This is a genomic window from Streptomyces sp. NPDC006365 (assembly GCF_042870755.1).
Classification (GTDB): domain Bacteria; phylum Actinomycetota; class Actinomycetes; order Streptomycetales; family Streptomycetaceae; genus Streptomyces; species Streptomyces xiangluensis.
In genome coordinates, this window is the sequence record NZ_JBIAHS010000016.1 from 111,547 (window position 1) to 138,540 (window position 26,994).

A 26,994-nucleotide genomic window follows, 5' to 3' on the forward strand; every position below is an offset into this window, starting at 1 on the left:
CGGGATGCGTTCCGCAGGGCGCGGGTTCGCGGCGTTGGCGCTGGTAGTCGTGGCTGTCCTGGTGGGGCCGGCGGCGTCGGCCGGGGCAGGACAGCAGGTTGGTCAGCGCGGCTGGGCGGGGACGTGGGCCACGGCACCGAGCGAGCACTACGAGGTCTCGGGCATGTCCGAGGTGACGGTGCGGATGCCGGTGCGCACCAGCGTCGGCGGTTCATCCGTACGGATTCGGCTGACCAACGCCTACGCCACAGTCCCCGTGACGATCGGGCACGCGACCGTGGGCCTGCGCGACGGCGGTTCCGCCGTGGCGCGCCCGTACGACCTGCGGTTCGGCGGGAAGCGTGAGGTGACCGTCCCGGCAGGCGGCGAGGCGGTCAGCGATCCCCTCCGCCTCTCCGTCCCGGCCCTTGCCGACCTGGTGGTCAGTCTCCATCTGCCCGGCGAGGTCACGCACATCACCGATCACTGGTGGGCGCAGCAGACCGTGTACTGGACGGACTACGGGGCGGGCGACCACGCGGCCGACACCGCCGGTGACGCCTTCACCTGGACCACCACCAGCTGGCCCTTCCTCAGTGGCGTCGATGTGACCGCGCCGAGGGCCCGGTCGGTGGTGGCGCTCGGCGACTCGATCACCGACGGTTCCTTCTCGACGCCCGACACCAACCAGCGCTGGCCCGACCTGCTGTCCGCCCGCCTCAACGCCTGCCGGCCCGGCACAGGGGTGCTCAACGCGGGTATCACCAGCAACCGGATCACCGCCGGGACCGCGACCAATCCCTCGGCCCTGGACCGCCTCGAACGGGACGTGCTCTCCCAGCCGGGGGCCAGGACCCTGATCCTCTTCGAGGGCATCAACGATCTCGACGGGGCGAGTGCCGAGCAGATCATCGCCGGGATGACGGAGATCGCCGACCGGGCGCACCAGCGCGGGATGCGGGTGGTCGCCGCCACGATCACGCCGTACAAGGACTTCACCTGGGGCGGCTGGAGCGAGGCGACGGAGGCCAGGCGGCAGCAGGTCAACGCGTTCGTCCGGGGCTCCGGCGGGGTCTTCGACGGCTACGCCGATTTCGACAGGGCGGTACGGGACCCGGCGGATCCGCGGCGGCTGGGCGCGGCGTACGACTCCGGTGACCATCTGCATCCCAATGACGCCGGGATGAGGGCCTTCGCCGACTCCATCGACCTCGCCGCGCTCGGGCTCGGCCGCGGCTGTTCCTGAGGAGAACCCGTGCTTGGACATCTACGTGGACATCTACGTGGACACCTGCGTGAACGCCGAAGATTCGCAGCCCTGACCGCGGCCGTCGCGGCCGTCCTGGCGGCCCTGCTCCCGGCGAATCCGGCCGAGGCCGAGACCAAGCCGGGGGAGTGGACAGGGACTTGGGCCACCGCGCAGCACGCCTCGTACGACCCGGGCACCTCGGAGGTGACGGTTCGGATACCGGTGCGGGTGAGCGCGGGCGGGTCGAGCGTACGGATTCGGCTGACCAACGGGTTCACCGCCGAGCCGGTGACCATCGGGCACGCGACCGTGGGGCGCAGCGACGGCGGCTCGGCCGTCGCGAAGCCGTACGAGCTGCGGTTCGGCGGCAAGGACGAGGTGACCATCGCCGCCGGGGAACAGGCGGTGAGCGATGCCGTCCGGGTCCCCGTGCCGGCCCGCAGCGACCTGGTCGTCAGCCTGTACTTCCCCGGCCGGCTCACCCACATCAGCCAGCACTGGATGGGCCTCCAGACCGTCTACTGGACACCCGACGGCGGCGGCGACCACGCCTCGGACGCCGACGGGGACGCCTTCACCAGGACCGATTCCACCTTCCCGTTCCTGACCGGTGTCGACGTACGGGGCGGTGACACGGCGGGGGCCGTGGTGGCGCTCGGCGACTCCATCACCGACGGGGCGTCCTCCACGGCGAACGCCAACCGGCGCTGGCCCGACTATCTGGCGGGGCGGCTGTCGGCGTGTTCGTCCACCGCCGGGGTACTGAACGAGGGCATCAGCGGCAACCGGATCACGGCCGGTGTCGACGGCAACCCGTCGGCGCTGAACCGGCTGGAACGCGACGTGCTGTCGCAGCCGGGCGCCCGGACGGTGGTCCTGATCGAGGGCGTCAACGACCTCAGCTGGGGCGGCGCCACCGGCGATCAGGTGATCGACGGCATGAAGGAGATCGCGCGCCGTGTCCACGCCCGCGGGCTGCGTTTGATCGGCGCGACCGTCGTGCCGTATCGCGGCTGGGGCGACTGGTGGACCGAGGCCAAGGAGGCCGACCGGCAGAAGGTCAACGCGTTCGTACGCGACTCCGGCGGCGTCTTCGACGACTACGCCGACTTCGACAAGGCTGTACGGGACCCGGACGACCCGACCCGCTACGCCGCCGCCTTCGACTCCGGTGACCATCTGCACCCCAACGACACCGGGATGAAGGCGTTCGCCGACGCCGTCGACCTCACCACTCTCGGGGCGGCCCGCGACTGCCCGTCGGCCCGCGTCCGGCTCACCCCGTACCGGCCCACCCTGCAAGCCGGCGGCGACGGCACGGAGATCACATCGACCGTCACCAACACCGGCACCGAAGCGGTCACCGAGGTCAGCACTCGCCTCGATCTCCCCGACGGCTGGTCCGCCGAACCGGCGGGCAGCGCGCGGACACGCTCCCTCGCCCCGGGTGACAGCGCCACCGTCACCTGGACGGTGACCCCCGCGGCCGACGCGGCCTGGGGCACCCACGAGATCGGCGTACGCACTTCCTTCCTCCAAGACGGCCGTACACGGCACGACTCCGACAGCGTGGACGCGACGGTGACCCCCACGCCGTCCGAGGTGCAGGCGCCGTATCTGACGAGTGCCACGACGACCGAAGAGGCCCAATACGCGCAGAACGGCGACCAGTTCGCCATCTGGGCGGGCGGCCAGGACCTGTCGGGCTGGAAGGACGAGAAGGCAGCGGTCTACCTCGCCCACGCCGTGCCGCCGTCCGGCACTGTGACCGCCCGTGTCGCCGGTCAGACCGGCAGCGGCCCGTCCGCCAAGGCGGGGATCGCCCTCGCCAACGACCTCACCGCGCCGGAGGCGGGCGGCTACGCGGTGCTCACCATGTCCGCCCAGTTCGGCCTGGAGTTCCTGACCGACAGCGACGGCGACGGCCGGCTCGACACCTGGGCCGGCGGCGGTGGTTCGTACCACCCCGCCTGGCTGAAGCTCGTCCGCGGCGGCACCACCTACACCGCGTACGCCAGCCCCGACGGCACCGCCTGGCAGCAGGTCGCCACCGCCACCGTGCCGTCCGCGAACGGCACCGGCGACGCCGGGCTGGTCGCGAGCGCCGTCAACCTCAACTACCCCGGCCAGACCACGACAGCGCTCTTCGACTCCTTCTCCATCCACGAGTGAGAGGCCCGTTCATGGCAGTCAACCGCAGACACTTCATGACCACCGCGGCCGCCGTCGGCGGCGCTGTGCTCCTCGCCCCGCCCGGCACAGCCCAGGCCCTCGCCGGCGCGGCGGTGCCCGGCGGCTCCGGCATACCCGACTACCAGCCCACCAAGGCGTCCCTCGACACCCATCCCGTGCCGCGCTGGTACAAGGACGCCAAATTCGGCATCTTCGTCCACTGGGGCGTCTACTCGGTGATCGCCGGCGCGACGCCGAGAAGCGCCTCCGAGTGGTACCTCTGGTACCAGAGCACCAAGGACTCCGCCGAGTGGAAGTACCACCGCGACACCTACGGCGAGGACGTCACCTACGACGACCTCATCCCGCAGTTCAAGGCCGAGAAGTACGATCCCGACGCCTGGGTGAAGCTGTTCGAGCAGGCGGGCGCCGAGTACTTCGCGCTGACCAGCAAACACCATGACGGATTCGCCCTCTACCCCAGCAAGGTGACGGACCGTCACTCCGTGGCGTACGGCCCGAAGCGCGACCTCGTCGGTGAGCTGATGACCGCGGCCCGCAAGCGCGGCACCGTGCGCCCGGGCCTGTACTACTCGCTCGGCGAGTACTTCAACCCGGCGATCGGCCGGCCGATGCGCAACTTCTACACCGACGAGGAAATCCCGATGACCGGCTACAAGCCGGTCGAGGACTACATAGGCGACTACGAGCTCAAGCAGCTCTACGAGATCATCGGCCGCTACGACCCGGAGCTGCTGTGGGCGGACGGACAGTGGTTCCGGCCCACCGGCGAACCGCCGTGGCGCAGCGAAGAACCCCTGGCGCACTACTACAACCAGGCCAAGAACCGTAAGCACCCCAAGGGCGTGGTGATCAACGACCGGTTCGACACCCACTTCGACTTCGCGACGTACGAGCAGCGCACCAACCCCACGATGGATCCGCAGAAGTGGGAGTGCTGCATGACCATGGGCTACTCCTGGGGCTACAACAAGCACGAGCCGGACGAGGACTACAAGACCTCCGAGTTCCTCATCCAGCTGCTCGCCGACGTGGTCAGCAAGAACGGCAACCTGCTGCTCAACATCGGTCCCAGGCCGGACGGCACGATCCCCGAGATCATGCAGGAGCGGCTGCGGGACATCGGCGCCTGGCTGAAGGTCAACGGCCCGGCGATCTACGGGTCGACGCCCTGGGTGCGGGCGGAGGAGGAGGGCAGCTCGCTCGGCATCCGCTACACCGTCTCCCCGGGCAAGTTCAACATCATCGTGCTGGGCGCGCCCAGCGGCACCCTCTCGGTGCCCGGCGACATTCCCATCAGCGCCACTTCCCGGATCCGGCTGCTCGGCACGAGCGGCAGTCTGAGGTGGACCCGAGGTGACGGAAAGATCAACATCACCGTCCCGTCCTCCCTGCCCAGCGACATCGCCAACGTCTTCACCGTCGACTGGGCCCGGTGAGCGGCATGGGAATCCGTAACGACACCCGGTTCGACACCCTGGGCCCCACCCTCACCGTCACCACGCAGCCGGCCGAGCCGGCCGGCGGTGACACGGTCACCGCCACCGCGGTCCTCACCAACGACTGCCCCTTCCCGCTCCGCAACGCCGTGCTCCACCTGATCGACCCCGGCGCCACCACGGCGGCGAAGACCATCCCGCTCGGCGACCTGCGGCGCGGCGCGAAGACAACCCGGCGCTGGGAGACGGCGATGCCGGCCGACGTGGCCGGGAACGTGTCGTTCACCGCGCACGTGGTCTTCGACGTCGACGGGCACAGCAGCGACTGCGCGCGGTCCGCCAAGACGGTCACGGTGCCCTACGAGCCCAACGGGGTGCGGGACCCGTACCGGACGTTCGCCACCACCGACGACACCAAGTTCGGCCAGTACGGCAGCCAGTTGGTGATCTGGGCGGGCGGCCGCGACTTCTCCGGCGGCACCGACGAGAAGGGGGGCATCCTCCTTCCCGGCTCCGCCGCCGAGGCGAGTGTGGTGCAGGTCAAGACGGTCAGCCTCACCGGCAGCGACAACCCCACCGCCAAGTACGGCATCGCAGTCGCGGGCGACCTCACCGCCCCGGAGAAGGGCGGCTACGCCGTACTCACCATGTCGAAGTCGTTCGGCCTGGAGTTCATGACCGACAGCGACGGCGACGGACGGCTCGACACCTGGGCCGGCGGCGGCGGTTCCACCCATCCCGCATGGCTGCGCCTGGTCCGCGACGGCACCACCTGCACCGCGTACTCCAGCACCAACAGCGGCCTTTCCTGGACCGAGATCGCGAGCGTGAACGTCCCCTCCGCGAGCGGCGCCATGGACGCCGGCGTCGTCGCGAGCGCGGTCAACGTCAACTACCCCGGCACGACCGTCCAAGCGGTCTTCGACCACTTCTCGGTGGAGGAAGCATGAGTCCCTACCGCTCCGACGAGGACTTCCTCACCCCGCCCGTCTCGATCACCCTCGAGCCGTCCGCCCCTGAGCCCGGTCAGGCGGTGACCCTGACGGGCAAGCTCACCAACACCACGCGGATCACGCTGCGCGGCACGGTGCTGTATCTCTCCGTGGACGGCGCCGGCCAGGCGGCCTCCGTCCTCGGCAAGGTGGCGCCCGGCAAGTCGGTGACCCGTACCTGGAAGACCCGGATCCCCGACGACGCCGAGGGCGTGGTCCCCTGCATCGCGCACGCGCTCTTCGACGTGCACGAGGACGGATCCGACTGCACCCGCGCGACCTCGTCGCTGAAACTGCCGTACAGGTCCCTGGCCAGTGCCTTCGACAACGCCGGAATCTCGTCCGACGACGCCACCACCACCGCCGACATGGACGCCTCACGTTCCAGCCTGTCCGCCGAGGCGCTGGCATCGGTCGGACTGACTCCCGGGGCCTCGGTCACGTACGGCGGGACGACCTTCACCTGGCCGGACACCGAGCCCGGGGCCAAGGACAACGTGGTGTCCTCCGGGCAGACCGTACGGCTGTCCGGCACCGGCTCGCGGCTGGCCTTCCTCGGCACCTGCACCTGGGGCGACGGCAAGGGGCCCGGGAAGGTCGTGTACGCGGACGGCACGGAGCAGGCCTTCTCCGTCGAGGTCCCCGACTGGTACTGGGCGAACCCCGCGGCCGCGGTGGTTCTGCCGTACCGCAACACCCCCTCGGGCCAGGACAGGAACCCGATCAGCCTCTACACCTTCGGCGTCGAGCTGGAGGACAAGGAGCTGCACTCCGTCGTGCTGCCGAAGGTCAGCGACGGCCTGACGAGCGGTGGCCCCGCTCTGCACATCTTCGCGATGACCGTCGCCTGATCCGAGAAGTTTTGAGAGGACGTTCATGACAGGCAACCAACCGTTCCTAATGACTGAGCGGGAGTGAGTCCTGTTGCCAGGAATCATGCTCAGCCGAACGCCCCGAGCGGTGTTGGGCGTTCTGGTTGCCCGCGTTCGCTCCGCGGTCCGGTGGCACGGATCGTGTCCGTGGTCCGGGAACGGGAGGGCGGGGTCCCTCACGCCCGAGGGCACGCCGGTCGGCCTGGACGGTCCGATGCCCGTGCACATCACTCTGGTGTGCAGGGGGCGGTGTCGTCCGTCGCCGGATCGGGTGTCCTTGGGCGCGCCGTCCGATCGCCACGGCGGCAGCCTCGTGGCGAGTGGTCTTCCTGTTTTCGTGGGTGAGGGGCTTCTGCCAGTGCTGGGCGCCCCACTTCGAGGTGTAGGCCGGGTCCACCGCGATGATCGCGATGCCGGTCTGGTCGGCCATCGAGGTCAGCCGGGCGCGAAGCCGTCCGGTGGGCATGCCGGAGATCAACTGCCGGAATCGCTTGCGGCGGCCGTGCTTCTCGCGGGTCTTCTCCGCGGCGAAGTCCAGGTCCTCCACCGCGATGGCCTGCACGCCGCAGGCGCGGGCCCAGTGCAGCAGCCGGGTCAGGGCGTGGCGGACGTGGGCGTCACGGTGCTCGGCGGTGCCGGACAAGTCGTAGAAGAAGCGGCGGGGATGGCCGGTCGGGTTGCCGTGGACGTCGAGGCGCCAGGCGGCCAGGTGGTCGGCGTTCATGTCGACGCCGATCACACCGTGCGCGAGGGCGTCGGCCATCGGGACGGTCTTCGACACCGGAAGCTGCCAGCAGGCGGTCACATACCAACGCCCGCGTACCACGTCGAGGTGGATGCGGTAGGCGACCGCGCGGTTGGCCTCCACCCGGTCCGCCCACTCCTGCCCCCGGTGCGGGAAGCGCACCTGCGCGGCGAGGACGTACCGGCCATGCGGGGCATTGGCCAGCCCGGCGAGCGGCGTCGGGAGCTTGATGCTCACCTCGCCGTCCGGGCTGACGCGGATCGTCTCGTTGCCGTAGCGCTTCCCGGACTCGCCGTCCGCCTGCAGGAACCAGCGCGACGCCTCCCACCGCCGCCGCCACTGAGCCTCGGTCAGCTGGGCGGCGGGCAGCTGGTGGCGGGTGCGGGCCAGCCGCTTGCCGCCGCGCACCACGTGCACGGTCCCGGTCTCCCAATCGGCCCGCGCCCGTTCCAGCCGGTCTTCGAGGATGTGCAGGCGGCGGGTCTTCGCGTGCCACTCCCGCTTGCTGCGGTAGCCGCCCGGCGCCTGTTTCGAGCCCTTCGCGCTGACCGGCAGCGACAGCCGGTGCGCGAGCGTCCGGATGCCCGCCTCAAGGGACTGGATGTGGGCGAGCTGGCCGCGCCGTGCGAGCGCCCACTGATCATGGCTGGCTTTGGTGAGCGACCCGGCCCACCGGGACGACGACATAGCAGTCAGGCCCCGCTTGCGGGCCGCCCAGGTCTGCGCGCAGTGCTCCAGACCGTCCGCGCACCGCACCTTCAAGTCCCGGGAGGCCAGCGAACCGAGGTGCGCGCCAACCAGGGCGAGGACCTTTTCATCGGCGGGCGTGAGCTGCTTGAGCCGGGTCCGGACCGTCGCGCCCGAGGGACCGGGCACCACAAACGACGCCGCAAGCTCCCGCAACCCGCCCACCCCACACCCCCACACGGCCCCTCGAAAACCCGCTCATCACACCCAACGAGCCCCACCCGGAAAGGTCACACATGCGATGAACGAACTCCCATTCCCCTCCCGTAGCAGCACCCAGCCGCCCACCAAGACCCTCCGCGCTCACTCACACACGCCAGAACGCACTCGTACGCACTCAAATCCCAGTAGTTCCCAACCCCTCAGCCGCAGACGCCTGCTGACCGGAGCGGCCGCGTTCGGCGGAGTGATCCTGCTGACGCCGCCGTCAGGTGCCCACGCCGCACCAGCGGCTGCGGACACGGTCGCGAAGCCGTTCAACACGACCCCCGTATCGGTCGCGCTGCGACGACTGCTGCCCGACCACCACCGGCAGGTGACGCTGCGCGCGCTGGACGCCGGCAGCGCCGACCGGTTCAAGGTCACCGGCCGCGCCGGGGCGATCACCGTGGAGGGCACCAGCCCGGCGGTGTTGCTCACCGGCCTCAACACCTATCTCGCGCGGGCTGCGAAGGCCGACATCTCCTGGAACGGCGAACAGCTGAACCTCCCCAGGTCGCTGCCCGCCCCCGACGGGGAGATCGCCGGATCGGCGAACGTGCCGCACCGGTTCGCCCTCAACGACACCAACGACGGCTACACCGGCCCCTACCGGGACTGGGACGCGTGGGAGCGCGAGCTGGACGTGCTCGCGCTGCACGGCATCAACAGGGTGCTGGTCTACACCGGCGGCGACGCCGTCTACTACGACACCTTCCGGCAGTTCGGCTACTCCGATGCCGAGATGCGGGCGTGGATACCGGCACCGGCCCATCAGCCGTGGTGGCTGCTGCAGAACATGTCGGGGTTCGGCGGTCCCGTGTCCAGGCGGCTCATCGAGAGGCGCGCCGATCTCGCCCGGAAGATCACCGACCGGGTGCGCGAACTGGGCATGACACCGGTGCTGCCCGGTTACTTCGGCACCGTGCCGGACGACTTCGTCGCCGAACACGGCGGCGACTCGGCCGTGGTCCCCCAGGGCGACTGGGGCGCCTTCAAGCGACCCGACTGGCTCGACCCGCGCACCACGGCCTTCGACGAGGTGTCCGCCGCCTTCTACCGCGCCCAGTCGGAGCGGTTCGGCGACAGCACGATGTACAAGATGGACCTGCTGCACGAGGGCGGCAACCCCGGTGACGTTCCGGTGGACGAAGCCGCGGCAGCCGTCGAAGGGGCGCTCCAGAAAGCTCACCCGGGCGCGATCTGGGCCATCCTGGGCTGGCAGTCCAACCCGTCCAAGGCACTGCTCGACGGGGTCGACAAGTCCCGGATGCTGATCGTGGACGGCCTGTCCGACCGCTACACCACCGTCACGGACCGGGAGAGCGACTGGGGCGGCACCCCGTACGCCTTCGGCAGCATCTGGAACTTCGGCGGCCACACCCCGATGGGCGCCAACGCCCCGGACTGGGTGGAGCAGTACCCCAAGTGGCGTGACAAGGAAGGCAGCGCGCTCGCCGGGATCGCGGCGATGCCGGAGGCCGCCGACAACAACGCGCCCGCGCTGGCGCTCCTCACCGACCTGGCGTGGACACCCGGCACCATCGACCTCGACGACTGGTTCGCCGCGTACGCCGTGTCCCGGTACGGAGGCGAGGACCCGCACGCCGCCGCCGCCTGGAAGACGATCCGCGACACCGCGTACAACATGACCCGCAAGGACGCGTGGAGCGAGGCACCCGACGGGCTGTTCGGCGCCCGGCCGAGCCTGGGCGCCAACAAGGCCGCCGCGTGGGGCCCGGAGGCCGACCGCTACGACACCACGGCCTTCGACGCGGCGCTCACCGAACTGCTCCAGGTCGCGCCGCGGCTGCGTGGCAGCTCCGCCTACGCCTACGACCTCGTCGACGTGACCCGTCAGGTGCTGTCCAACCGCAGCCGGGTGCTGCTGCCCCGGATCAAGGCGGCGTACGAGGCCGAGGACCGGGCCGGCTTCGACCGGCTCACCAAGACCTGGCTCAGCTGGATGAAGCTGATGGACAAGGTGCTGGCCACGTCCCCGCAGCACCTGCTCGGACGGTGGCTGGCCGACGCCCGGTCCTGGGGTGCCACCAGGGCCGAGAAGGACCAACTGGAGTACGACGCCCGGTCGATCATCACCACGTGGGGCGGCCGGGCGAGCAGCGAGGAAGGGCTGCACGACTACGCCAACCGGGAATGGGCGGGGCTGGTCGGCGGCCTCTACCACACCCGCTGGAAGACGTACTTCGGCGAGTTGTCCGCGGCGCTCGCGGCCGGCCGGCAGCCGGCCGAGATCGACTGGTTCGCGCTGGAGGACCGCTGGGCGCACCAGCACGACAGCCACCCGGCGAAGACGTCCGGCGACATCCACAAGCTGGCCCGCCAAGTGCGGGACACCCTGGCGGCGGACCCCCAACAGGTGACGCTGACCGCGTCCGCGGACCGGGGATCGGTGACCGAGGGCCGCCCGGTCACGGTCACCGTGTCGGTCACCAACCGCAATGGATTCGGCCCGGCGACGGAGGTGAAACTGTCCGTCGACGCACCGGAGGGGATGACCGCCGAGCCCGTCGGCACGGCCACCGCGGCGTCCCTCGCGCCGGGCGAGACCTTCTCGGCGGCCTTCCGGGTCACCCTCACCGCGGCCGCCGATGCGCTGATCTCCCGGGTGCCGGTGAGCGCGTCCCTCCGGATGGGCGGCTCGCGGGGCTCGGCCTCGGCGGTGGTCCGGCTGATGGCGGGCACCGGGGTGAAGGACCCCTACCGGAGCGCCTCCTTCAACGACGCGGTCTTCGGCCAGTTGGGGGACGCGCTCGCCATCGAGGGTGCGGGCGCCGACCTGTGGGGCGGCACCAACGAGTTCGGCACGGTCTACCGGCCCGCCGCTTTCGGCTCCGCCTCGAGTGCCACGGTCCGGGTCACCTCGCAGGACAGCACAGGGCCCTGGGCCCGCGCCGGGCTCATCGTCCGCAATGACCTCTCCACGAACGGCAGCGGCTCGAACGGCGACGGCTCGGCCGGGTACGTCAATCTGGCGGTGACTCCGTCCAACGGATGTGCGCTGTCCTGGGACTCCGAGGGCAACGGCCGGTTCGACTCCATCGAACTGGCCGGCTTCGCCACCGCCCCGGTACACCTGCGCCTGACACGCTCCGGCGACACCTACACCGGCGAATGCAGCACTGACGGCGTCACCTGGACCAAGGTCGGCACCGCAACCCCGGGCGGAGCTGCCGGCAACCAGGACATCGGTGTCTTCATGACGGCCGCCAACGGCTGGACCGGCACCCGCGGGATCGCCGGGTTCGCCGACTTCTCCGTCAGCTGAGGCCGGGCGTCAGACCGGCGCGGGGTGGAGGACCGGGCGGGCGTACACGTCCCACAGTTTGCCGAGGAACAGCATGCCGAACCTGGCCAGGCCCGCGGCGCGGGCGGCGGGCGAAGAACCACCCTCCACCCGGAAGGTGGTGAGTTCCCTCAGGAAATCCGGCACGGTCAGCCGGAGCACTCCCTCGGCCGCCGCATCGCCGATGGCCTCCTCGCCCTCCGGCACATGTCCGCGCAGTACCCGGGTGCGAAGGGTGGTGGTCTCGCTCCACATCCGCAGCGGGTTGCCGCTGTCGACGGTCTTCACTCCGATGAGGGTGAGCGGCTTGTCCTGGTCGTCGGTGAAGTGCAGCCGGTAGCGCATCTCCTTGCGGGTGGGGTCGCCCTCGTCCACGAAAAGCTGGAACGTCCCGCCGGTCAGTTCCCGTACGCCGCCGAAAGCCGGGCAGCGTACTTGTCCGGTGACCGATGCCATGTGCCGCGGGTCGGCGACGAAGCGTTCGACGCTGTCGGTGGCGATCGTGAGGTGCACCGAGAGGCGTGCGGACTCCTCGCCCACCCCGAGGGTGACCCCGCCGCGCATGTCCTCGCTGAACCGCAGTGACACCGGTGTCTCGAGGAGCGGCTCGGGGCGAGGGGCGGCCAACGGGATCTTCCGCTCCGCGCACCACGAGCGAGCGGTCTCGGCCCCGCGGTTGACCGCCTCGCGCAGCCGGTCCCCGCTGAAGTTGATCAGGTAGTGGAGCGGTACTTCCGCGCGCAGGATGTGCAGTTCGATGTGCCGGCCGAACTCCCCCGGCAGGCCGGCCGCGATGGCTGCGTTGTTCCGCTCGACGCGGTCCACCGTGCGGCGGAACGTACCGTTCGCTGCCGCCTCGATGATCTGGAAGTACTCGGCCACGAAACCGGGACGCCACTCGCCCCGCTCACTCACCGTCCAGACCACCCAGATCTCGTCGGAGCCGCGGTCGATCGCCTCCTCCAGGTTCGCGTCGGTCACGTACACCGGGTCGATGTACGTGTCCCCGTCGATCCGCACCGGCGGGAACCACATCGGCAGCGACACGCACGCGGCCAGGAAGTCCTCGGACATACGGGCGGGAGGCAGTACCTCAAGCTCCTGGCGGGTCACGTTGTAGACGTTGAAGGTCGCGTCGAGGGCCGATGACCGGATCTTCCGCCAGTCCAGCCCCCACTTGGGGAAGACGTTTCTGCGGTACGCGTCGAGAGTGAACAGCGACTCGGCATGAGCCAGCCGCGCGAGCTGGCGGACGTTGACCGACACCCCGGCCGCCGGCTCGGTCCGGCGCCAAGCGTCGGCGATCTCGGTCCCGGACATGCCCTGGCACATCATCGCGAGGTTGAACGAGCCGCCGCTCGCGCCGTCGACATGGTCGAATTCCAGCTCCGCCTCGTCGAGCCACACCTGCAGTACGCCCGCCTGGAACGCCACCTTGATCCCGCCGCCGGCGAGGATCAGGGACCGCTTGGTGATACGTCGGGGTGCGGTATCAGGCGCTGTATCAGTCATCGGACGCTCCTTCGGTGCGGAAGAGACGGGAAAGGCGGGACAGGCGCGACAGGCGGGAAAGAGGGCCGGTCGACGGAATACGCGGAATGCTCGGAATGCGGGGCTGCACGAAGACGTCCCACACCGACCCGGCGAAGAAGCCCCCGAACCGGACCAGGGCCTCGGCCTGCCGTACCGGATTCCGGGTCCCGGTGATCCGTACGGTCGTCAGCTGTCGTACGAAGTCCGCAGCTCCGAGCCGCAGCACGCCGGACGACAGTGCCTCGCCGTCAGGCGTGTGCCCGCGGCGGACGGTCGTGTGCAGCGTCGTGGTCGCACCCCAGATGTCACCCCAGAGATCGATCCGCCGGTGGTCCCGCACGTCCTTGACGCCGTCCAGCAGATACGGCTGTCCGTCCGCCCCGAAGAACGGCAACGTGTACAGCATCCGTCGGGCCGCCGGAGCGTCTGCGGCGGTCAGCAGGTTCACCACCCCGCCGGACACCTTCGCTCCCTGCGTCCCGGTGACTCCTCGGACGTACACCGTGCCCGTCGCGGCCATCGGGTGGGCCGGGTCGTCGAGGGTGTCGGTCAGCACCGGGGCGGTCACCGTCACCCGGAACCGGGCGGGCGCCGCCTCCTCATGTGGTTCACCGCCTCGCACGGTGCCGCGCATGGTCTCGGTGAACGTCAGCCCGGTTCCCGGGGTGCTCGGTGCCGGGGTGCCGCCCACCGGGATCCGTACATCGTCCAGCGGATCGGGCACCGGCACGGCGAACTCCCGCTCGGGCGCGCGCCACCCGGCCCGCCCGGTGATCCGGCGGATGGCCGCTTCGATGTTCCGCTCGGCCACCGCGGCGATGGTGAAGGACGGATTGACGCCCGTGGCCTCCGGCAGGCAGCCGCCGTCCAGCACGAACAGGTTCGGGTAACCGAACACCTCGCCCCGGGAGTCGGTGACTCCGTCCGCCGGGTCGTCGGCCATCACACAACCGCCCAGGTTGTGGACGGTGACCGGAATGCGAAGCGACCGCCACATCGGATTGGTTCCGGACCGGCCGCCCAGCGCCGCGGCAACGTCGGCACAGAACCGTTCCTCGGTCTCGTAGAGCCCGAGATTGTCGCCGAGGTTCCACGAGATCCGAAGGTCGTGGCTGCCCGGGAGGAGCGAGACCCGGCCGTCGGCCGTGTCCCGGCCCATCGCGAGGAACACCGCGGTGTGTTCATCCGCAACGTCCACACCGTACGTACGCCCCGGCCGGGCGCCGATCCGTTCCCGCGAGGCACTGCGGATCGCGTCCAATGCCTCGTCCTGTGAGCGCAGCAGGCCGGCGAAGCGCGGATCGCCCTCGTCGAGGAGTCGGATCAGCGGGGCGATCTCGCGGGGGAAGGCGCCCTCCTGGAAGATGAACCAGCGGCGGCCGTTGCCGGTGCCACGGTCGTGCACGATGCCCGAGGTGATCACCGGCCCCCGGGACGGCTCCAGGGCCTTGGCGGTGCCGAAGGCGAATCCGAGGTAGTCGCCGTTGCCCGAGTAGCGGTGGCCGAGCCGCTCGGACAGTTCCGGCAGTGTCCGGTACTCGTCGCGGCAACGCAGCAGCAGCTCCGTGCTGTTCACCGCGCCCGCCGCCAGAACCACGACCGGCGCGCTGACCGCCTGATCGGCCCCGGTGGCGTGATCGGTGTACGTGAGCCGGTAGCCGGTGGCGCCGGACAGCGGCTCGATCCGGGTCGCCTCGCAGCGCGTACCCACCTCGGCCCCGTGTTGCTCCGCGACAGCCAGGTAGTTGAGATCCAGGGTGTTCTTCGCCTGGAAGTTGCAGCCGATGTCGCACTCACCGCAATGACGGCAGCCCGACTGGGGCACGCCGAACTTGTTGGGCCGCATGACCTCCGGCTCCCCGAAGTTCAGCGCGAGCGGGAGCAGCGCGAACTGGCCCTCGCGACCCATGGCCCGCGCCGCCTCGCGCATAGCCGTCGTCTTCGGCGGCATCCCGAGCGGCTGCCGTTCGCTGACCGGCGTGATGTCCAGCATCCAGGCCACGAGGTCGTAGTACGGATCGAGCTGGGCGCGGCCATAACCGCTGGGCCAGCCCTGCTCGAACCCGTCCTCGGGTACTCGGAGATGGACATTGGCGTACAGGTGCGAGCCGCCGCCGTAGGCCGCGCCCTGGACCACGGTCATCTCAGTGAAGGGCCGTACGTCGAAAAGCCCCTGGTCCTTTCCCCACAGCCAGCCGTTCAGTGGGTTGTCCCAGTCTCGTGGGAAGCCCCCCAGCGGGTAGCGCCGCCCGCGCTCCAGAACACCGACCCGCAGGCCCGCCTGAGCCAGTCGGCAGGCGGAGACCGCGCCGCCGAAACCGGTGCCGACCACGAGTGCGTCATAGTGCTGGCGCATTCGTCCCAGCCTCCCTTCGCCATGGGCTCCGCCATGTCTTCGATGTGCGGGACGAGTTCCGCCACGTCCTTGGATCAGGTGCTACTCGGCGCTTTTTTCGGCGCACGGCACCGAGCTTCACCGCGGAGACGGAAGGGTGCAACACGAGGACGCTTGTACGTGCCTTATGGACTGCGTCTTATGGGCTGCAACTTATCGACGGCGCCCTGTGGACGGCCGATGAGGCCAAAAGGGTGAATCGTCTGCGGATCCGGATTCGGAAGCCGCGCACGCACGGAAAGCATAGGTCGACGTATGGCCGGTACTGATTCTGCTCCTCGCCGGAGGTCCCCGCGAGAAGCGCCGACACATCGGTCGATTCGTGAATTCCCCCGGCCCTCGACCCCTGACCCTCCTGAATTCCCCTGCCCCGGAGGTGGGCACCCTGATGCAGAATCCCCAGACAGCGACCGACGTGCAGTCCCCCGATGGGCATGACGCGCGGACGATGCGATCCGTGCTGGAAACAGGCGGGCTGTGGACCGTCGACACGGAGGCTCCGGCGTACCAGCAGCTCCGGCCGTTCAATCAGCCGGACGGGGCGCGGTACTCCCAGCTCCCGGAAGCCGACCAAGCGAGCGCCGCGTACTGGGAGACCGACGGCTTCCCGGTCCACAAGGGCCTGTCGACGCATCTGGCGGGCATCAAGGAGCATCCAGATCCGGTAGCCGCCCATGTCATGGCCGTCTGTTCCGGCTACGCCTATTCGGGGGCGGAAACCGTCTCGATGATCATGGCGAGGATGGGGCTCGAGAAGAACCACTGCCGTCTGGTCTCGGCGACCGTCGACGCCATGTTCATCTGCTCCAGGGCGTTTCTGATCCAGAGCAGCGACGGGAAGGTGGTCATCCTCTGCTACAGGGGCACCGAACCGACGAATCTGGCCAATGGGCTGACCGACGTCGATGTCGAACCGGAGAGGATCAACTACCAGTTCGAAGATCCCTGCGCCAGCGTGCACGCCGGCTTCTACCGCAATGTCCGGGCAACGCGCCACGAGGTCATGGAGGCGTTGCGGCGCGCCGTGGCGGGGCGATCGGTGCGTAAACCGGTGGAGGGTGAATCCGGCGAGATGCCGGGGAAGCTTGAGGCGCTGTACATCACCGGGCACAGTCTCGGAGGGGCCATGGCCTCGATGATGGCTGTGATGCTGCGGCACGAGAAGAAATACGCGGCTGTCGCCGAGCTCCTCAAGGGGGTGTACACGTTCGGTCAGCCGATGATCGGCGATCCGAGTTTCGCCAGAGCCTGCGAGAACGACCGCGAATTCAGCGGGAAGATCATCAGGTACGTTCACGGCGACGATGTCATTCCGCATTTCCCGCCGGTGACCGCAGGGCCGTACGAGCACTTCGGGCGCGAGTACCGGTACCGGATTTCGCACCTTCAGCAGAGCGTGGCCGGCTGGTTGAGATACCTGGGGTCCTCGTACCAGCCGCCGACGGGGGCCTGGCGCGAAACGGACACGTACACGTCACAGATGTCGAGCTTCCTCGGGTTCGCACTGGGCGCGACGACGCTGGCCGCGCGGAAATCCCAGATCCTGCGGGCTCTTCCTGTCGTGTACTCACTGGAAGACCATCTTCCTGCGCATTACATCGGGGCGCTGACCCCTGGGCGCGTATCGGATGAATTCGGCGATTGACCTCGATCGCCTGATCGCTCGATCGCTCGATCGTCGATGAGTCCCCGTCAGTTCGCTGACGGGGACTCTGCGTTGCGCCGCGCCCGCTACGGCCAACCCTCAGCCCTTGATGCTCCCCGCCGTGAGTCCGCCCACAATGAAGCGCTGGAAGATCGCGAAGACGCACACCACCGGAACGCATACGACAGCGGCCGTGGCCATCAGCGCTCCCCACGCGGTCCCGTGCTGGCCGACGAAGGAGTTGAGGAGGACGGTGACGGGCTGTACTCCGGGCTCCTTGGCGAGGGTGAGGCCGAAGACGAACTCGCCCCAGCCGATGAGGAAGGAGAGCCCGGCGACCGCCACCAGGCCGGGCACCATGAGCGGCAGGACGATACGGAGCAGTACGCCCACGAGGCCACAGCCGTCGACCAGCGCGGCCTCCTCCAGGTCCCTCGGTACGCCGCGCAGTACAGGACGCAGCACGATCACCGCGAACGGGAGGGTGAGGGTGGTGTCGGCGGCGATCAGACCGAGGTACGTGTCGTCGATGCCGGCCCGGCGTTCGAGGATGAACAACGGAGCCGCCAGCACGATGCTGGGCGGCAGTTGAGCGACGAGCAGCGCGAGCACCATGGTGCCGGAGCCGCGCATGCGGACCCGGGCGAGTGCGTAGCTGAGGGGGACGCCGAAGAGCAGGGTGAGCGCGACCACTCCGCAGGAGATCACCAGGCTGTTGAACAGGGCCTGGAGGAGGGCGTCGTCCCATGCCGCCGAGTAGTTCTCGGTGGTGACCGGTGCGGGGATCCACCGCGGGGACTCGCCCAGGATCCGGTCCGGCCGCGTGAGGCTGGTGTTGAGCATCCAGTAGACCGGCAGCAGAAAGGCGGCGGTGATCAGCGTTGCGGTGGCGGTGAGCAGCCAGGGGCGGCGCGCCGGTTTCATACGGCCCCTTCCTCCCGTTCCTCCCGGCGCAGTCGCCGTACGTAGCCGAGCCCCGCGAGCAGCGGTACGACGAGCAGCAGCAGTCCGGCGGCGGCACCCTCACCGAACCGGAAGAACCTGAAGAAGACCTCGTACACATAGAGCGAAAGGACGCTGGTGGCGTCGACCGGGCCGCCGCCCGTCATCACGAAGATGATGTCGAAGACCTTGAATGTGTAGACGAGACCGAGCAGCAGCACCGTCACCGAGACGGGCCGCATCAGCGGCAGGGTGATCCAGCGGAACCGCTGCCAGGCGCTCGCCCCGTCGATGGCGGCGGCCTCGTGCAGCTCCGGGTCGATGGTGTGCAGTCCGACCAGGAGCAGCAGCATGTTGAAGGGCACGCCGACCCATACGTTCGCGAAGACGACCCCGGCCAGGGAGGTGCCCGGGTCGATGAGCCAGTCACGCGCCAGGGTGTCTGGGCCGACGGCTCGCAGCAGGGCGTTGTACGCGCCTGACTCGCCGTCGAGCATCCAGCGGAAGAGGGTGCCGCTGACCACCGGCGGCAGCAGCCAGGCCACCAACAGCAGTGACCGGAGCAGGCCGTTCAGAGGGAAGGGCCGGGCGAAGAGCAGGGCCAGGGCGAAGCCGATCGTGAACTGGAACAGCAGTGAGCCCACGGTGAACACCACCGAGAGCCGGGCCGCGTGCCAGAAGTCCGGGTCGGCGACGGTGGCCCGGTAGTTCGCGAGGCCGTTGAACCGCGTGGCCCCGCCGAGCAGCCCGCTCAGGCCCACGTCGTGCACGGAGATCCAGGCGTTGTAGAGCAGGGGGTACGCAAGGAAGAGGGCGAGGAAGGCTAGGCCGGGGAGGGTGAAGAGGTACCCGGTCCGTCTCAGGCGGGCCGAGGGTGAGCGTGAAACGTTGGTAAGGCGTGGTCTCACCGCCGCTCCAGCGCCTCGTCGATCTTCCCGGCGGCGGTCCTCGCCGCAGCCGAGGGCGCGGCCGAGTCGGTGAGTACGGCCTGCTCGGCGTCGGCGACGGCCCGGGAGATGTCCGGGTACCCCGGCCCGTATGTGCGCGGGCGGGCGAGGGACAGCTGGCCGAGGAAGAGCCGCAGGGCCGGGTCGGAGGCCCAAGTGCCCTCATCGGCAAGGTCCTTGCGGGAGGGGAGGTTGCCGAACGACTCCAGGTACGGCACCAGGACCGACGGACGCTGGGTGTACTCCAGTACCTCCCACGCCTTGTCCTGCTTCTCGCTGCTCGCCATCACGACCCAGTTCTCGCCGCCCAGGCAGGTGGCGGCGGCCTTGTCGCGGGGGAGGGCGACGACGCTCCACTCCAGATCCGTCTCCTTCTTCAGGGTGGGGATCTGCCAGGGGCCGTTGATCTGCATCGCGGCGCGCCCGTCGATGAACCGGGTGTTGACGTCCTGCTGGGTCCAGCCCACGCACTGCTCGGACAGGGAGCCCTTGGCGACCAGGTCGTCGAGGAAGGTCAGCGCGGTCGCCCCGTCGGTGGCGAAGGTGTCCAGGTCGCCGCCGGTCTGCCACAGGAACGGCAGGAACTGGAAGACGCCCTCCTCGGTCCTGATCGCGCTCATCGCCAGGCCGAACCGGTTCCCGCTGGTCAACCGCTCTGCCGCGGCGGCCAGTTCGTCCCAGGTGGTGGGGGGCTTCACGTTCGCGGACCGGAGGATCTCGGTGTTGTAGTAGAGGGCGAGGCAGTTGCTGTTGTTCGGGATGCCGAGGGTCTTGCCGTCGACCTGGCAGCCGGCCCACGGGCCCCTGTAGTACTGGTCGGCCTGGCCCCACTCCTCGACCCGGTCGGTGAGGTCGGCCAGCAGGTCGCTGCCGCCGAGGGAGTTCATCGCGACGTTGTCGACGATGGCGAGGTCCGGGAGGTCACCGGAGACCGCGCCCAGGGTGATCTGCCGCTCCAGGTCCGCGAAGGGGAAGGTGCGGCGGTCGATGCGTACGTCCGGGACGTTGGCCTCGATGTCCTCGATGAGGGCTCTCATGCCGGGCTGGAAGTTCTCCAGGGTGAAGTAGTCCCACCAGGTGAGGGTGGTCGTGCCTGCGCTTCCCTGCTCCGCGTTCCCGAAGTTTCCGGAACCGCAGGATGCCAGGGCCCCGGCCGTTCCGAGGGCGGCGGCTCCCGCACCCGCGGTACGCAGAAAGGCGCGGCGGTCAATGGCGCGGCGGTCAGTGGTGGACGGCATGGGAGGCTCCTATCAGCACGTGGATCAGAACTGGCCTGCAGGTACTCGGCAGGGACTCGGCTCGGAGGTTCACTCGGCTCAGGAATTCATGAACGCATGTACTCGGCTCAGAAATCGGAACCTGGGAAATCCGGTATGTCGGGAAAATCGGGGAGTTCCGGCTTCGGCTCCGTACCGGGCACGGCCCTGCACCTGCCGGTACTCGCGCGCAGGGAGATCAGCGGTTTCAGCAGGACATGCCGGGGAGGCGCGCCGGGCGAGGTGAGCCGTTCCACCATCAGCTCGACACCGACCCGGCTCATCTCCGCGGCGGGGATCTCGGCCGCGGTGAGCTCCGGTGTCACCTGCTCCGCCCAGCGCCCGGCCGCCACGCCGACGACCGAGAAGTCCCGGGGTACGGCACGGCCGTGCCGCGTCAGCCCGCGATACACACCGCCGAGGGCCGCCTCGTTCATGGTGACGACCGAGGTGGTCGCCGGGTCGTCCCGCAGGATCCGCTCCAGCACCGCCTCGCCCCCGGCGACGTCCTCGTCGCAGAGATACGCGTGCGGCGTGAGCCCCAGCCGCGCCATGGCCTCGGTGTAGCCCTCCACCGCCAGGTGCGCGAAGCCGTACCCGCTCTCGAAGAGCTGCGCCGAGCGATTGACGAAGGCGATCCGGCTGTGGCCCAGGTCAGCGAGGTGCTGTACGCAACTGTCGGCCAGCCCGGTGAAGTCCAGATCGACCCATCCGGTCTCGTCCGCCCGCCGGTTCCTGCCGATGGTGACGAACGGAAACCCGGCCTTGGCGAGATGCTCGACCCGGTCGTCCTCCCGCCGGATCTCCATCACGATCAGCCCGTCCACCCGCCGTTCGGCGAGAATCCGCTGAAAGGAGAGGTCGTTCTCGGATTCGCTGGGCGAGAGCAACAGGTCGTAGCCGTACTCCGTGGCAGTCTCGGCCACCCCGCCGATGAAGTCGAGCTGCATCGCGGTGTAGTGCCGGCCACGACGAGCGGGCGGATAGAGCAACCCGAGGGTGTGGGTACGGCCACCGCCGGGGACCGACGCGACATCCTCACGCCCCGGGCCGCCACCCCCCGTCTCCGTCCCCGGCCCGCCCGTCCGTCCGCTCATCTTCAGCTGACCGGGAGTGGTTGTTCGGCCCAGATGGTTTTGCCCGTGGCGGTCTGGCGGGTGCCCCAGCCCTGGGTGAGCTGGGCGACCATGTGCAGTCCGCGTCCGCCCTCGTCGAAGATGCGGGCGCGGCGCAGATGGGGAGCCGTGTTGCTGGCGTCGGAGACCTCGCAGATGAGGGCGCGGTCGCGGATGAGGCGCAGGCCGATGGGGACCGCTCCGTACCGGATGGCGTTGGTGACCAGTTCGCTCACCACCAGCTCGGTGATGAACGCCGCCTCCTCCAGACCCCAGGTCGCCAGTTGGCGGGAAGTCTGGGCACGGGCGGCGGCGACGATCGCCGGGTCGGACGGCAGGGCCCACGCGGCGACCTGGTCGGCGTGCAGCGCGCGGGTACGCGCGAGAAGCAGGGCTACGTCGTCGTCACGGCTGTCGGGCAGCAGCGCCTTGAGGATGGCGTCGCAGGTGACGTCGAGCGAGGGCACGGGGGATGCGAGGGCCTTGCAGAGCCGGTCGAGTCCGGCACCGACGTCATGGTCGCGGGCCTCGATCAGTCCGTCGGTGTAGAAGGCGAGCAGGGAGCCCTCGGGCAGGTCGATCTCGGTGGACTCGAAGGGCAGCCCGCCGACCCCCAGCAGCGGCCCGGGCGAGAGCTCGACCAGGGTGACCGTGCCGTCGGGCCGCAGCACGGCGGGCGGCGGATGGCCGGCGCTGGCCAGGGTGCACACGCGCGAGACCGGGTCGTAGACGGCGTACAGACATGTGGCGCCGATCTCGCCGAAGTCACCGAGGTCCGGCAGGTCCGCGGTGAGGGTGTCGTCGTCCGTGGAGAGATGGGTGACCAGGTCGTCGAGGTGGGTGAGGAGTTCGTCCGGCGGCAGATCGACGTCGGCGAGCGTACGGACCGCCGTGCGCAGCCGTCCCATGGTCGCCGAGGCATGCAGCCCATGGCCGACCACGTCCCCGACGACCAGGGCGACCCGTGTCCCGGACAGCGGCACCACGTCGAACCAGTCGCCGCCCACCCCGGCCCCCGAACCGGCCGGCAGATAGCGGAACGCGACCTCGACGGCCGCCTGCTCGGGGAACTCGCGCGGCAGGAGGCTGCGTTGCAGCGTGAGCGCGTTGGTGCGCTCGCGGGTGTAACGACGTGCGTTGTCCACGCCGACGGCCGCCCGCCCCGCCAGCTCCTCGGCGAGCACCAGATCGTCCTCGGCGAAGGCATCCGAGGACCGGTCCCGGGCGAAGAGGGCCATTCCGAGCGTGATCCCGCGGGCCCGCAGCGGAACCGCCATGATCGAGTGGAAACCGCGCCCGCGTACGCTCGCGCTCCTGGCCTCGCTCTGCCCGATCCACCGCACGAAGTCCGGATCGTTCGCCCCGCTGAGCACGGCCCGCCCGGTGGCCAGACAGCGCGCCGGCGGCGAGTACGGGGGGTAGGTGTCGGCCTCGCCGAGGTCGACCGCCGCCTCGGGCGTGTCCTCGGAGCCGGACGCGTGCGCGATCCGCCGCAGTTCCACGCCCGCGTCGACCGGTCCCGCGACCGGTTCGTCCCCGCGGGTCACGGAGTCGAGCAGGTCCACACTGATGAAGTCGGCGAGCCGGGGCACGACCAGATCGGCGAGTTCCTGGGCGGTACGCGTCACATCCAAGGTGGTGCCGATACAGGCGCCCGCCTCGTTCAGCAGGGCCAGCCGCTGCCGCGCCCAGTGCTGCTCGCTGCTGTCGAACGTGGCGGTGCCGACCCCGCACACCCGGCCGGTGACGGGATCCAGGACGGGCCACATCTCGGTGACGCGGGCGTGCTCGCGGAAGGAGGAGGGGGCGGACGGGGCCTCGATGTGGCGCTCGTAACGCATCGGCGTCGCCTGCTCGGCCACCTGGTCGATGTGCCGCCGGAATGCCTCGTCTCCTTCGTCGTCCTCGTCTGTGTCGACTCCCTCGTTCGTGTACTGGCCGGTGTGCTGCGCCGACGTGGTGACGTGCCAGCCGTGCGACCCCGAACCCTTCGTAAAGGCGGACAGGGCGATCGAGGACTGGTCGAACGCCCACTCCACGACCTCGCCGTCGTCCGCCTCGTGGTCGTTCGTCGGCTGGGGCACGTCCGTGGTGGCGGTCACGAGATACGCCTCCGTCTCGCCGTTCCGGTCCAGCGAGGGGGAGGAGTGCAGGCTCAGATCGAGACGGTGACCGTCCTGATGGCGGAGGGCTGCCGTACCGCTCCATTCCTGCGTACTGGCCAGGGCGTAACCGGTGGCGTCGGAGAGCCCCACCGTGGCGAGCAGATCGGCCGCCCTGCGCCCCACGATCTCCGACGCGCTGTAGCCCAGCAGCCGGCGAGCTCCTTCGCTCCAGCCCGTGACAACGCCCCGCGGGCTGATGGTGGCTGTGGCGGCGGTGTCCATCGTTCGCTCAATTCGCGCCAGTCATGTCAGTGATAGTCCTGGTTAGTCCTCAGCGTGCGCGCTCAGGACTGAACGGACAAGTCGGACTCACGTGTAGAACGAATGCGCCGAAGACCGCACGAAGGTCGTACGCCGTGAGCGCGTCTTCACCTCCGTACGTACCTCGAAGGGGAGCCCGGATTCCTGCCCGCTCCTTGCCTCCGACACGACCTCGAACTCGGAATGTACTTAAGACGTCCTTACCGTTAACGGCTAGCATCGTCCCCGTTGTCGAGTGAGTGGGGTGGGCGTCGTGTCGGTCGAACCGCGGATCGCTGTCGCCGTGGTGACCATGGGGAATCGGCCCGCGGAGGTCGAAGCGCTGCTGGTCTCGGTGGCCAAGCAGGACCTCCCGCCGGCAAGAGTCGTGATCGTGGGGAACGGCTGCCCCCTGCCCGAGTTCACCGGCCTTCCCTGCGAGGTCACCACCATCGAGCTCGACGAGAACCTCGGCTGCCCGGGCGGCCGGAACGTCGCGCTGCGGCGGTTGCGGGAGTTCGGCGATGTGGACGTCGTGGTCGAGCTGGACGACGACGGTCTGCTCGTCGACACCGATGTCCTCAGCAAGGTACGGGACTTGTACGCCGCCGATCCGCGCCTCGGCATCGTCGCCTTCCGCATCGCCGACGAGCACGGCGAGACGCAGCGGCGCCATGTGCCCCGGCTGGGCGCCAAGGACCCGCTGCGCGGCGGGCTCGTGACCGGATTCCTCGGGGGCGCGCACGCCTTCTCGATGAAGATGCTCGCGGAGATCGGCGACTGGCCCGCGGAGTTCTTCTTCGCGCACGAGGAGACCGACCTGGCATGGCGGGCCGCGGACGCCGGCTGGACCATCCGTTACGTCCCTGAACTGCTGCTCCAGCACCCCAAAACCTCTCCCGCCCGGCACGCCATCTACCACCGCGTCACCGCACGCAACCGCGTCTGGCTGACCCGGCGCCGGCTGCCCCTCCCGCTCATCCCCGTCCACCTGGGCGTCTGGATCGCGCTGACCCTCCTGCGTACGCGCTCCGTCGGCGGTCTTCGCGCCTGGTTCGGCGGCTTCGTGGAGGGCCTGCGGGAGCCGGGCGGCGAACGGCGGCCGATGCGCTGGCGCACCGTGTGGCATCTCGCACGGCTGGGGCGACCGCCGGTCATCTGAGGCCGCCGTTCCAGGCGCCTTGGTGACGTCCGGTGCGGGGCCGTGACTATGCGGCTCCGCCGCGATGGGGTCCCCTCCCGGTCGAGCGAAGCCGAGAGTGGGGGAGCGACCACCCCTCACCGGCCCGCAGATTCATCACCGTGCTTCCAGCGGAGCGCCTAGGCCTCACTTGGCGTCCGCATAGCACTCCACGACCGCCGTCGTGAACGGAAACCGCACCGGCGTCTCGCCGAACGTCAGTCGGCCCGCCAGGTCCGCCGCCTCCCGTATCGCCGTGACCACCGTGTCCGCCTCCTCGGCCGGGCAGTGCACGATCACCTCGTCGTGCTGGAAGAAGACCAGCTCGGCGGCCAGGTCCGCACAGCTGCGCCGGAGCGCGGCAAGCACCAGCAGAGCCCAGTCGGCGGCGCTGCCCTGGACGACGAAGTTACGGGCGAAGCGGCCACGCGCGCGGGAGTTGGTGGACGCGTACCCCGGCACCCACTCCTCGGTGTCGACGGCCTCGACAGGAGGTTCGTCCTGCGGAATCCCCGCCTCCTCGGCCGAGTCGGCGGCGCCCACCGCCGGAGGACAGGTCCGCCCCAGCCATGTACGCACGAGCCGTCCCTCCTCGCCCGCCCGCGCCGCCTCGTCCACGTACGCGACGGCCCTGGGGAAGCGGCGGCGCAGCGCGGCGAGGTTCTTGAGGCCGTCCCCGGAGGTCTGGCCGTACACCGCGCCGAGCACCGCGAGCTTCGCCTGGTCGCGGTTGCCGGCGAAGGCGCGTTCGGAGACGGACTGGTAGAGGTCGGTCTCCCGACCCGCGACCTCCATCAGGCCCGGGTCGCGCGAGATCGCGGCCAGTACGCGCGGCTCCATCTGGTCGGCGTCCGCCACGACGAGCCGCCAGCCCGGGTCGGCGATCACGGCGCGACGGATCACCTTGGGGATCTGCAGCGCGCCCCCGCCATTGGTCACCCAGCGCCCGGTGACCGTCCCGCCCGGCAGATATTCCGGCCGGAACCGCCCGTCCCGCACCCAGTCCTGCAGCCACGACCAGCCATGGGCGACCCAGATGCGGTACAGCGTCTTGTACTCCAGCAGCGGCTTCACCGCCGGATGGTCTACGGCTTCGATCTCCCACCGGCGGGTGGACTTCACCTTGATCCCGGCCAGCGCGAAGGCCTTCACCACGTCGGCGGGCAGATCGGGCCGCACCCGGCGCCCGAACGCGGCCGACACCTCGTCCGTCAGCTCGGCAAGGCGCTTGGGCTCGCCCCCGCCCGCATACCGCTCGCCGAGCAGTTCGTGCAGCACCTCGCGGTGCACGTCCGCGCTCCACGGCAGCCCCGACGCGTTCATCTCGCCGGCCACCAGCGTGCCCGCCGACTCGGCGGCGGTCAGCAGCCGCGTCCTGACCGGGTGTGCGGTCGCGTCGTGCCGTCGCTGCTGAGCCGCGTACACCTCCAGGAGCTGTTCCAGCGGTACGTGTACCGGGCGCGGCTCGAACAGCGAGGACTGCGAGCCCGGTTCGGCGGAACGCTGCGGTGGATCCGGCGGTACGGGGCCGCCGCGCAGCCTGGCCAGCGCGGCTGCCGCCGACCGGGGCTCGCCCAGTCGCCCCTCGTGGCCGAGCAGGAGGTTCTCGGCGACCTCGATGTCGTAGCACCGCTCTACGCGGACGCCCGCGTCGAGGAGCCGGGGGTACACCTCACTCGTTGCCCGCCACACCCAGCGGGCGACCTGGGGCCGGGTGCGCACGGCCGTGACGAGGTCCGGCTCCTTCACGACCGGCCCCGCGGGCAGTCCGTCGGAGCCGAGGGGGACGAGTTCGGCTCCGCCCTCCTCGGCCGGCGCGAGAGCCCACCGGTCGCTCATGACGGCGAGTCTCGCA

The 26,994-nt window shown here is 70.0% G+C and carries 16 protein-coding genes and 1 pseudogene; 8 read left to right on the forward strand and 9 right to left on the reverse strand.

Annotation, left to right across the window (positions count from 1 at the left end; all coding sequences use genetic code 11):
• Positions 1–4: 4 nt before the first annotated feature.
• The 5 genes from ACFYO0_RS33785 to ACFYO0_RS33805 are packed head-to-tail and all read left to right on the forward strand — an operon-like array spanning position 5 to position 6,703.
• The gene (locus ACFYO0_RS33785; RefSeq protein WP_388683782.1) at positions 5–1,225 is read left to right on the forward strand and encodes an SGNH/GDSL hydrolase family protein; all 1,221 of its coding nucleotides are present in this window, start codon (positions 5–7) and stop codon (positions 1,223–1,225) included.
• Between the two features lie 9 nt (positions 1,226–1,234).
• Positions 1,235–3,400: a GDSL-type esterase/lipase family protein gene (locus ACFYO0_RS33790; RefSeq protein ID WP_388683785.1), complete on the forward strand. Its 2,166-nt coding sequence runs from the start codon at positions 1,235–1,237 to the stop codon at positions 3,398–3,400.
• Positions 3,401–3,411: 11 nt separating this feature from the next.
• Positions 3,412–4,860 (forward strand): alpha-L-fucosidase, encoded by a 1,449-nt coding sequence (locus ACFYO0_RS33795; RefSeq protein WP_388683788.1) that lies wholly within the window; start codon positions 3,412–3,414, stop codon positions 4,858–4,860.
• Positions 4,861–4,865: 5 nt separating this feature from the next.
• Positions 4,866–5,810 carry a hypothetical protein gene (locus tag ACFYO0_RS33800; protein ID WP_388683979.1) on the forward strand — a complete coding sequence of 315 codons (945 nt, stop codon included), beginning with the start codon at positions 4,866–4,868 and terminating at the stop codon, positions 5,808–5,810.
• Positions 5,807–6,703, forward strand: a complete 897-nt coding sequence (locus ACFYO0_RS33805) for a beta-glucosidase (RefSeq protein WP_388683791.1) — start codon at positions 5,807–5,809, stop codon at positions 6,701–6,703. The genes ACFYO0_RS33800 and ACFYO0_RS33805 overlap by 4 nt, the downstream gene beginning before the upstream one ends.
• Positions 6,704–6,749: 46 nt before the next feature.
• On the opposite strand, the pseudogene ACFYO0_RS33810 reads toward ACFYO0_RS33805, so the two are convergent.
• A pseudogene (locus tag ACFYO0_RS33810) lies at positions 6,750–8,381 on the reverse strand (IS200/IS605 family accessory protein TnpB-related protein).
• A gap of 241 nt (positions 8,382–8,622) precedes the next feature.
• Here ACFYO0_RS33810 and ACFYO0_RS33815 point away from each other — a divergent pair.
• The gene (locus tag ACFYO0_RS33815) at positions 8,623–11,703 is read left to right on the forward strand and encodes an alpha-N-acetylglucosaminidase TIM-barrel domain-containing protein (protein WP_388683793.1); all 3,081 of its coding nucleotides are present in this window, start codon (positions 8,623–8,625) and stop codon (positions 11,701–11,703) included.
• Between the two features lie 9 nt (positions 11,704–11,712).
• On the opposite strand, the gene ACFYO0_RS33820 is transcribed toward ACFYO0_RS33815, so the two are convergent.
• Together ACFYO0_RS33820 and ACFYO0_RS33825 are read right to left on the reverse strand one after the other, a co-directional pair.
• Positions 11,713–13,233 carry a patatin-like phospholipase family protein gene (locus ACFYO0_RS33820; protein ID WP_388683795.1) on the reverse strand — a complete coding sequence of 507 codons (1,521 nt, stop codon included), beginning with the start codon at positions 13,231–13,233 and terminating at the stop codon, positions 11,713–11,715.
• The gene (locus ACFYO0_RS33825; RefSeq protein WP_388683797.1) at positions 13,226–15,610 is read right to left on the reverse strand and encodes a GMC oxidoreductase; all 2,385 of its coding nucleotides are present in this window, start codon (positions 15,608–15,610) and stop codon (positions 13,226–13,228) included. Before ACFYO0_RS33825 ends, ACFYO0_RS33820 begins: the two co-directional genes overlap by 8 nt.
• Before the next feature lie 415 nt (positions 15,611–16,025).
• Here ACFYO0_RS33825 and ACFYO0_RS33830 point away from each other — a divergent pair, with 415 nt between their 5' ends.
• Entirely contained in the window at positions 16,026–17,294 is a 1,269-nt protein-coding gene (locus ACFYO0_RS33830; protein WP_388683799.1) for a lipase family protein, read from the forward strand.
• A gap of 99 nt (positions 17,295–17,393) precedes the next feature.
• Here ACFYO0_RS33830 and ACFYO0_RS33835 read toward each other — a convergent pair whose 3' ends face one another.
• The 5 genes from ACFYO0_RS33835 to ACFYO0_RS33855 form a co-directional block, all read right to left on the reverse strand.
• Complete coding sequence (locus tag ACFYO0_RS33835; RefSeq protein WP_388683801.1) at positions 17,394–18,218, reverse strand: carbohydrate ABC transporter permease; 825 nt, start codon at positions 18,216–18,218, stop codon at positions 17,394–17,396.
• On the reverse strand, positions 18,215–19,144 hold the full coding sequence (locus tag ACFYO0_RS33840) for a carbohydrate ABC transporter permease (RefSeq protein ID WP_388683802.1): 930 nt from the start codon (positions 19,142–19,144) through the stop codon (positions 18,215–18,217). Before ACFYO0_RS33840 ends, ACFYO0_RS33835 begins: the two co-directional genes overlap by 4 nt.
• Positions 19,141–20,421 carry an extracellular solute-binding protein gene (locus tag ACFYO0_RS33845; protein ID WP_388683805.1) on the reverse strand — a complete coding sequence of 427 codons (1,281 nt, stop codon included), beginning with the start codon at positions 20,419–20,421 and terminating at the stop codon, positions 19,141–19,143. The genes ACFYO0_RS33840 and ACFYO0_RS33845 overlap by 4 nt, the downstream gene beginning before the upstream one ends.
• A 107-nt stretch (positions 20,422–20,528) precedes the next feature.
• Complete coding sequence (locus ACFYO0_RS33850; protein WP_388683808.1) at positions 20,529–21,536, reverse strand: LacI family DNA-binding transcriptional regulator; 1,008 nt, start codon at positions 21,534–21,536, stop codon at positions 20,529–20,531.
• 2 nt (positions 21,537–21,538) lie between these two features.
• Positions 21,539–23,941 carry a SpoIIE family protein phosphatase gene (locus ACFYO0_RS33855; protein ID WP_388683811.1) on the reverse strand — a complete coding sequence of 801 codons (2,403 nt, stop codon included), beginning with the start codon at positions 23,939–23,941 and terminating at the stop codon, positions 21,539–21,541.
• Between the two features lie 331 nt (positions 23,942–24,272).
• On the opposite strand from ACFYO0_RS33855, the gene ACFYO0_RS33860 reads away from it, so the two are divergent.
• On the forward strand, positions 24,273–25,121 hold the full coding sequence (locus tag ACFYO0_RS33860) for a glycosyltransferase family 2 protein (RefSeq protein WP_388683980.1): 849 nt from the start codon (positions 24,273–24,275) through the stop codon (positions 25,119–25,121).
• Positions 25,122–25,286: 165 nt separating this feature from the next.
• Here the strand turns inward: ACFYO0_RS33860 and ACFYO0_RS33865 are convergent, their stop codons facing one another.
• Positions 25,287–26,978 (reverse strand): bifunctional 3'-5' exonuclease/DNA polymerase, encoded by a 1,692-nt coding sequence (locus tag ACFYO0_RS33865; protein ID WP_388683813.1) that lies wholly within the window; start codon positions 26,976–26,978, stop codon positions 25,287–25,289.
• Positions 26,979–26,994: the final 16 nt, after the last annotated feature.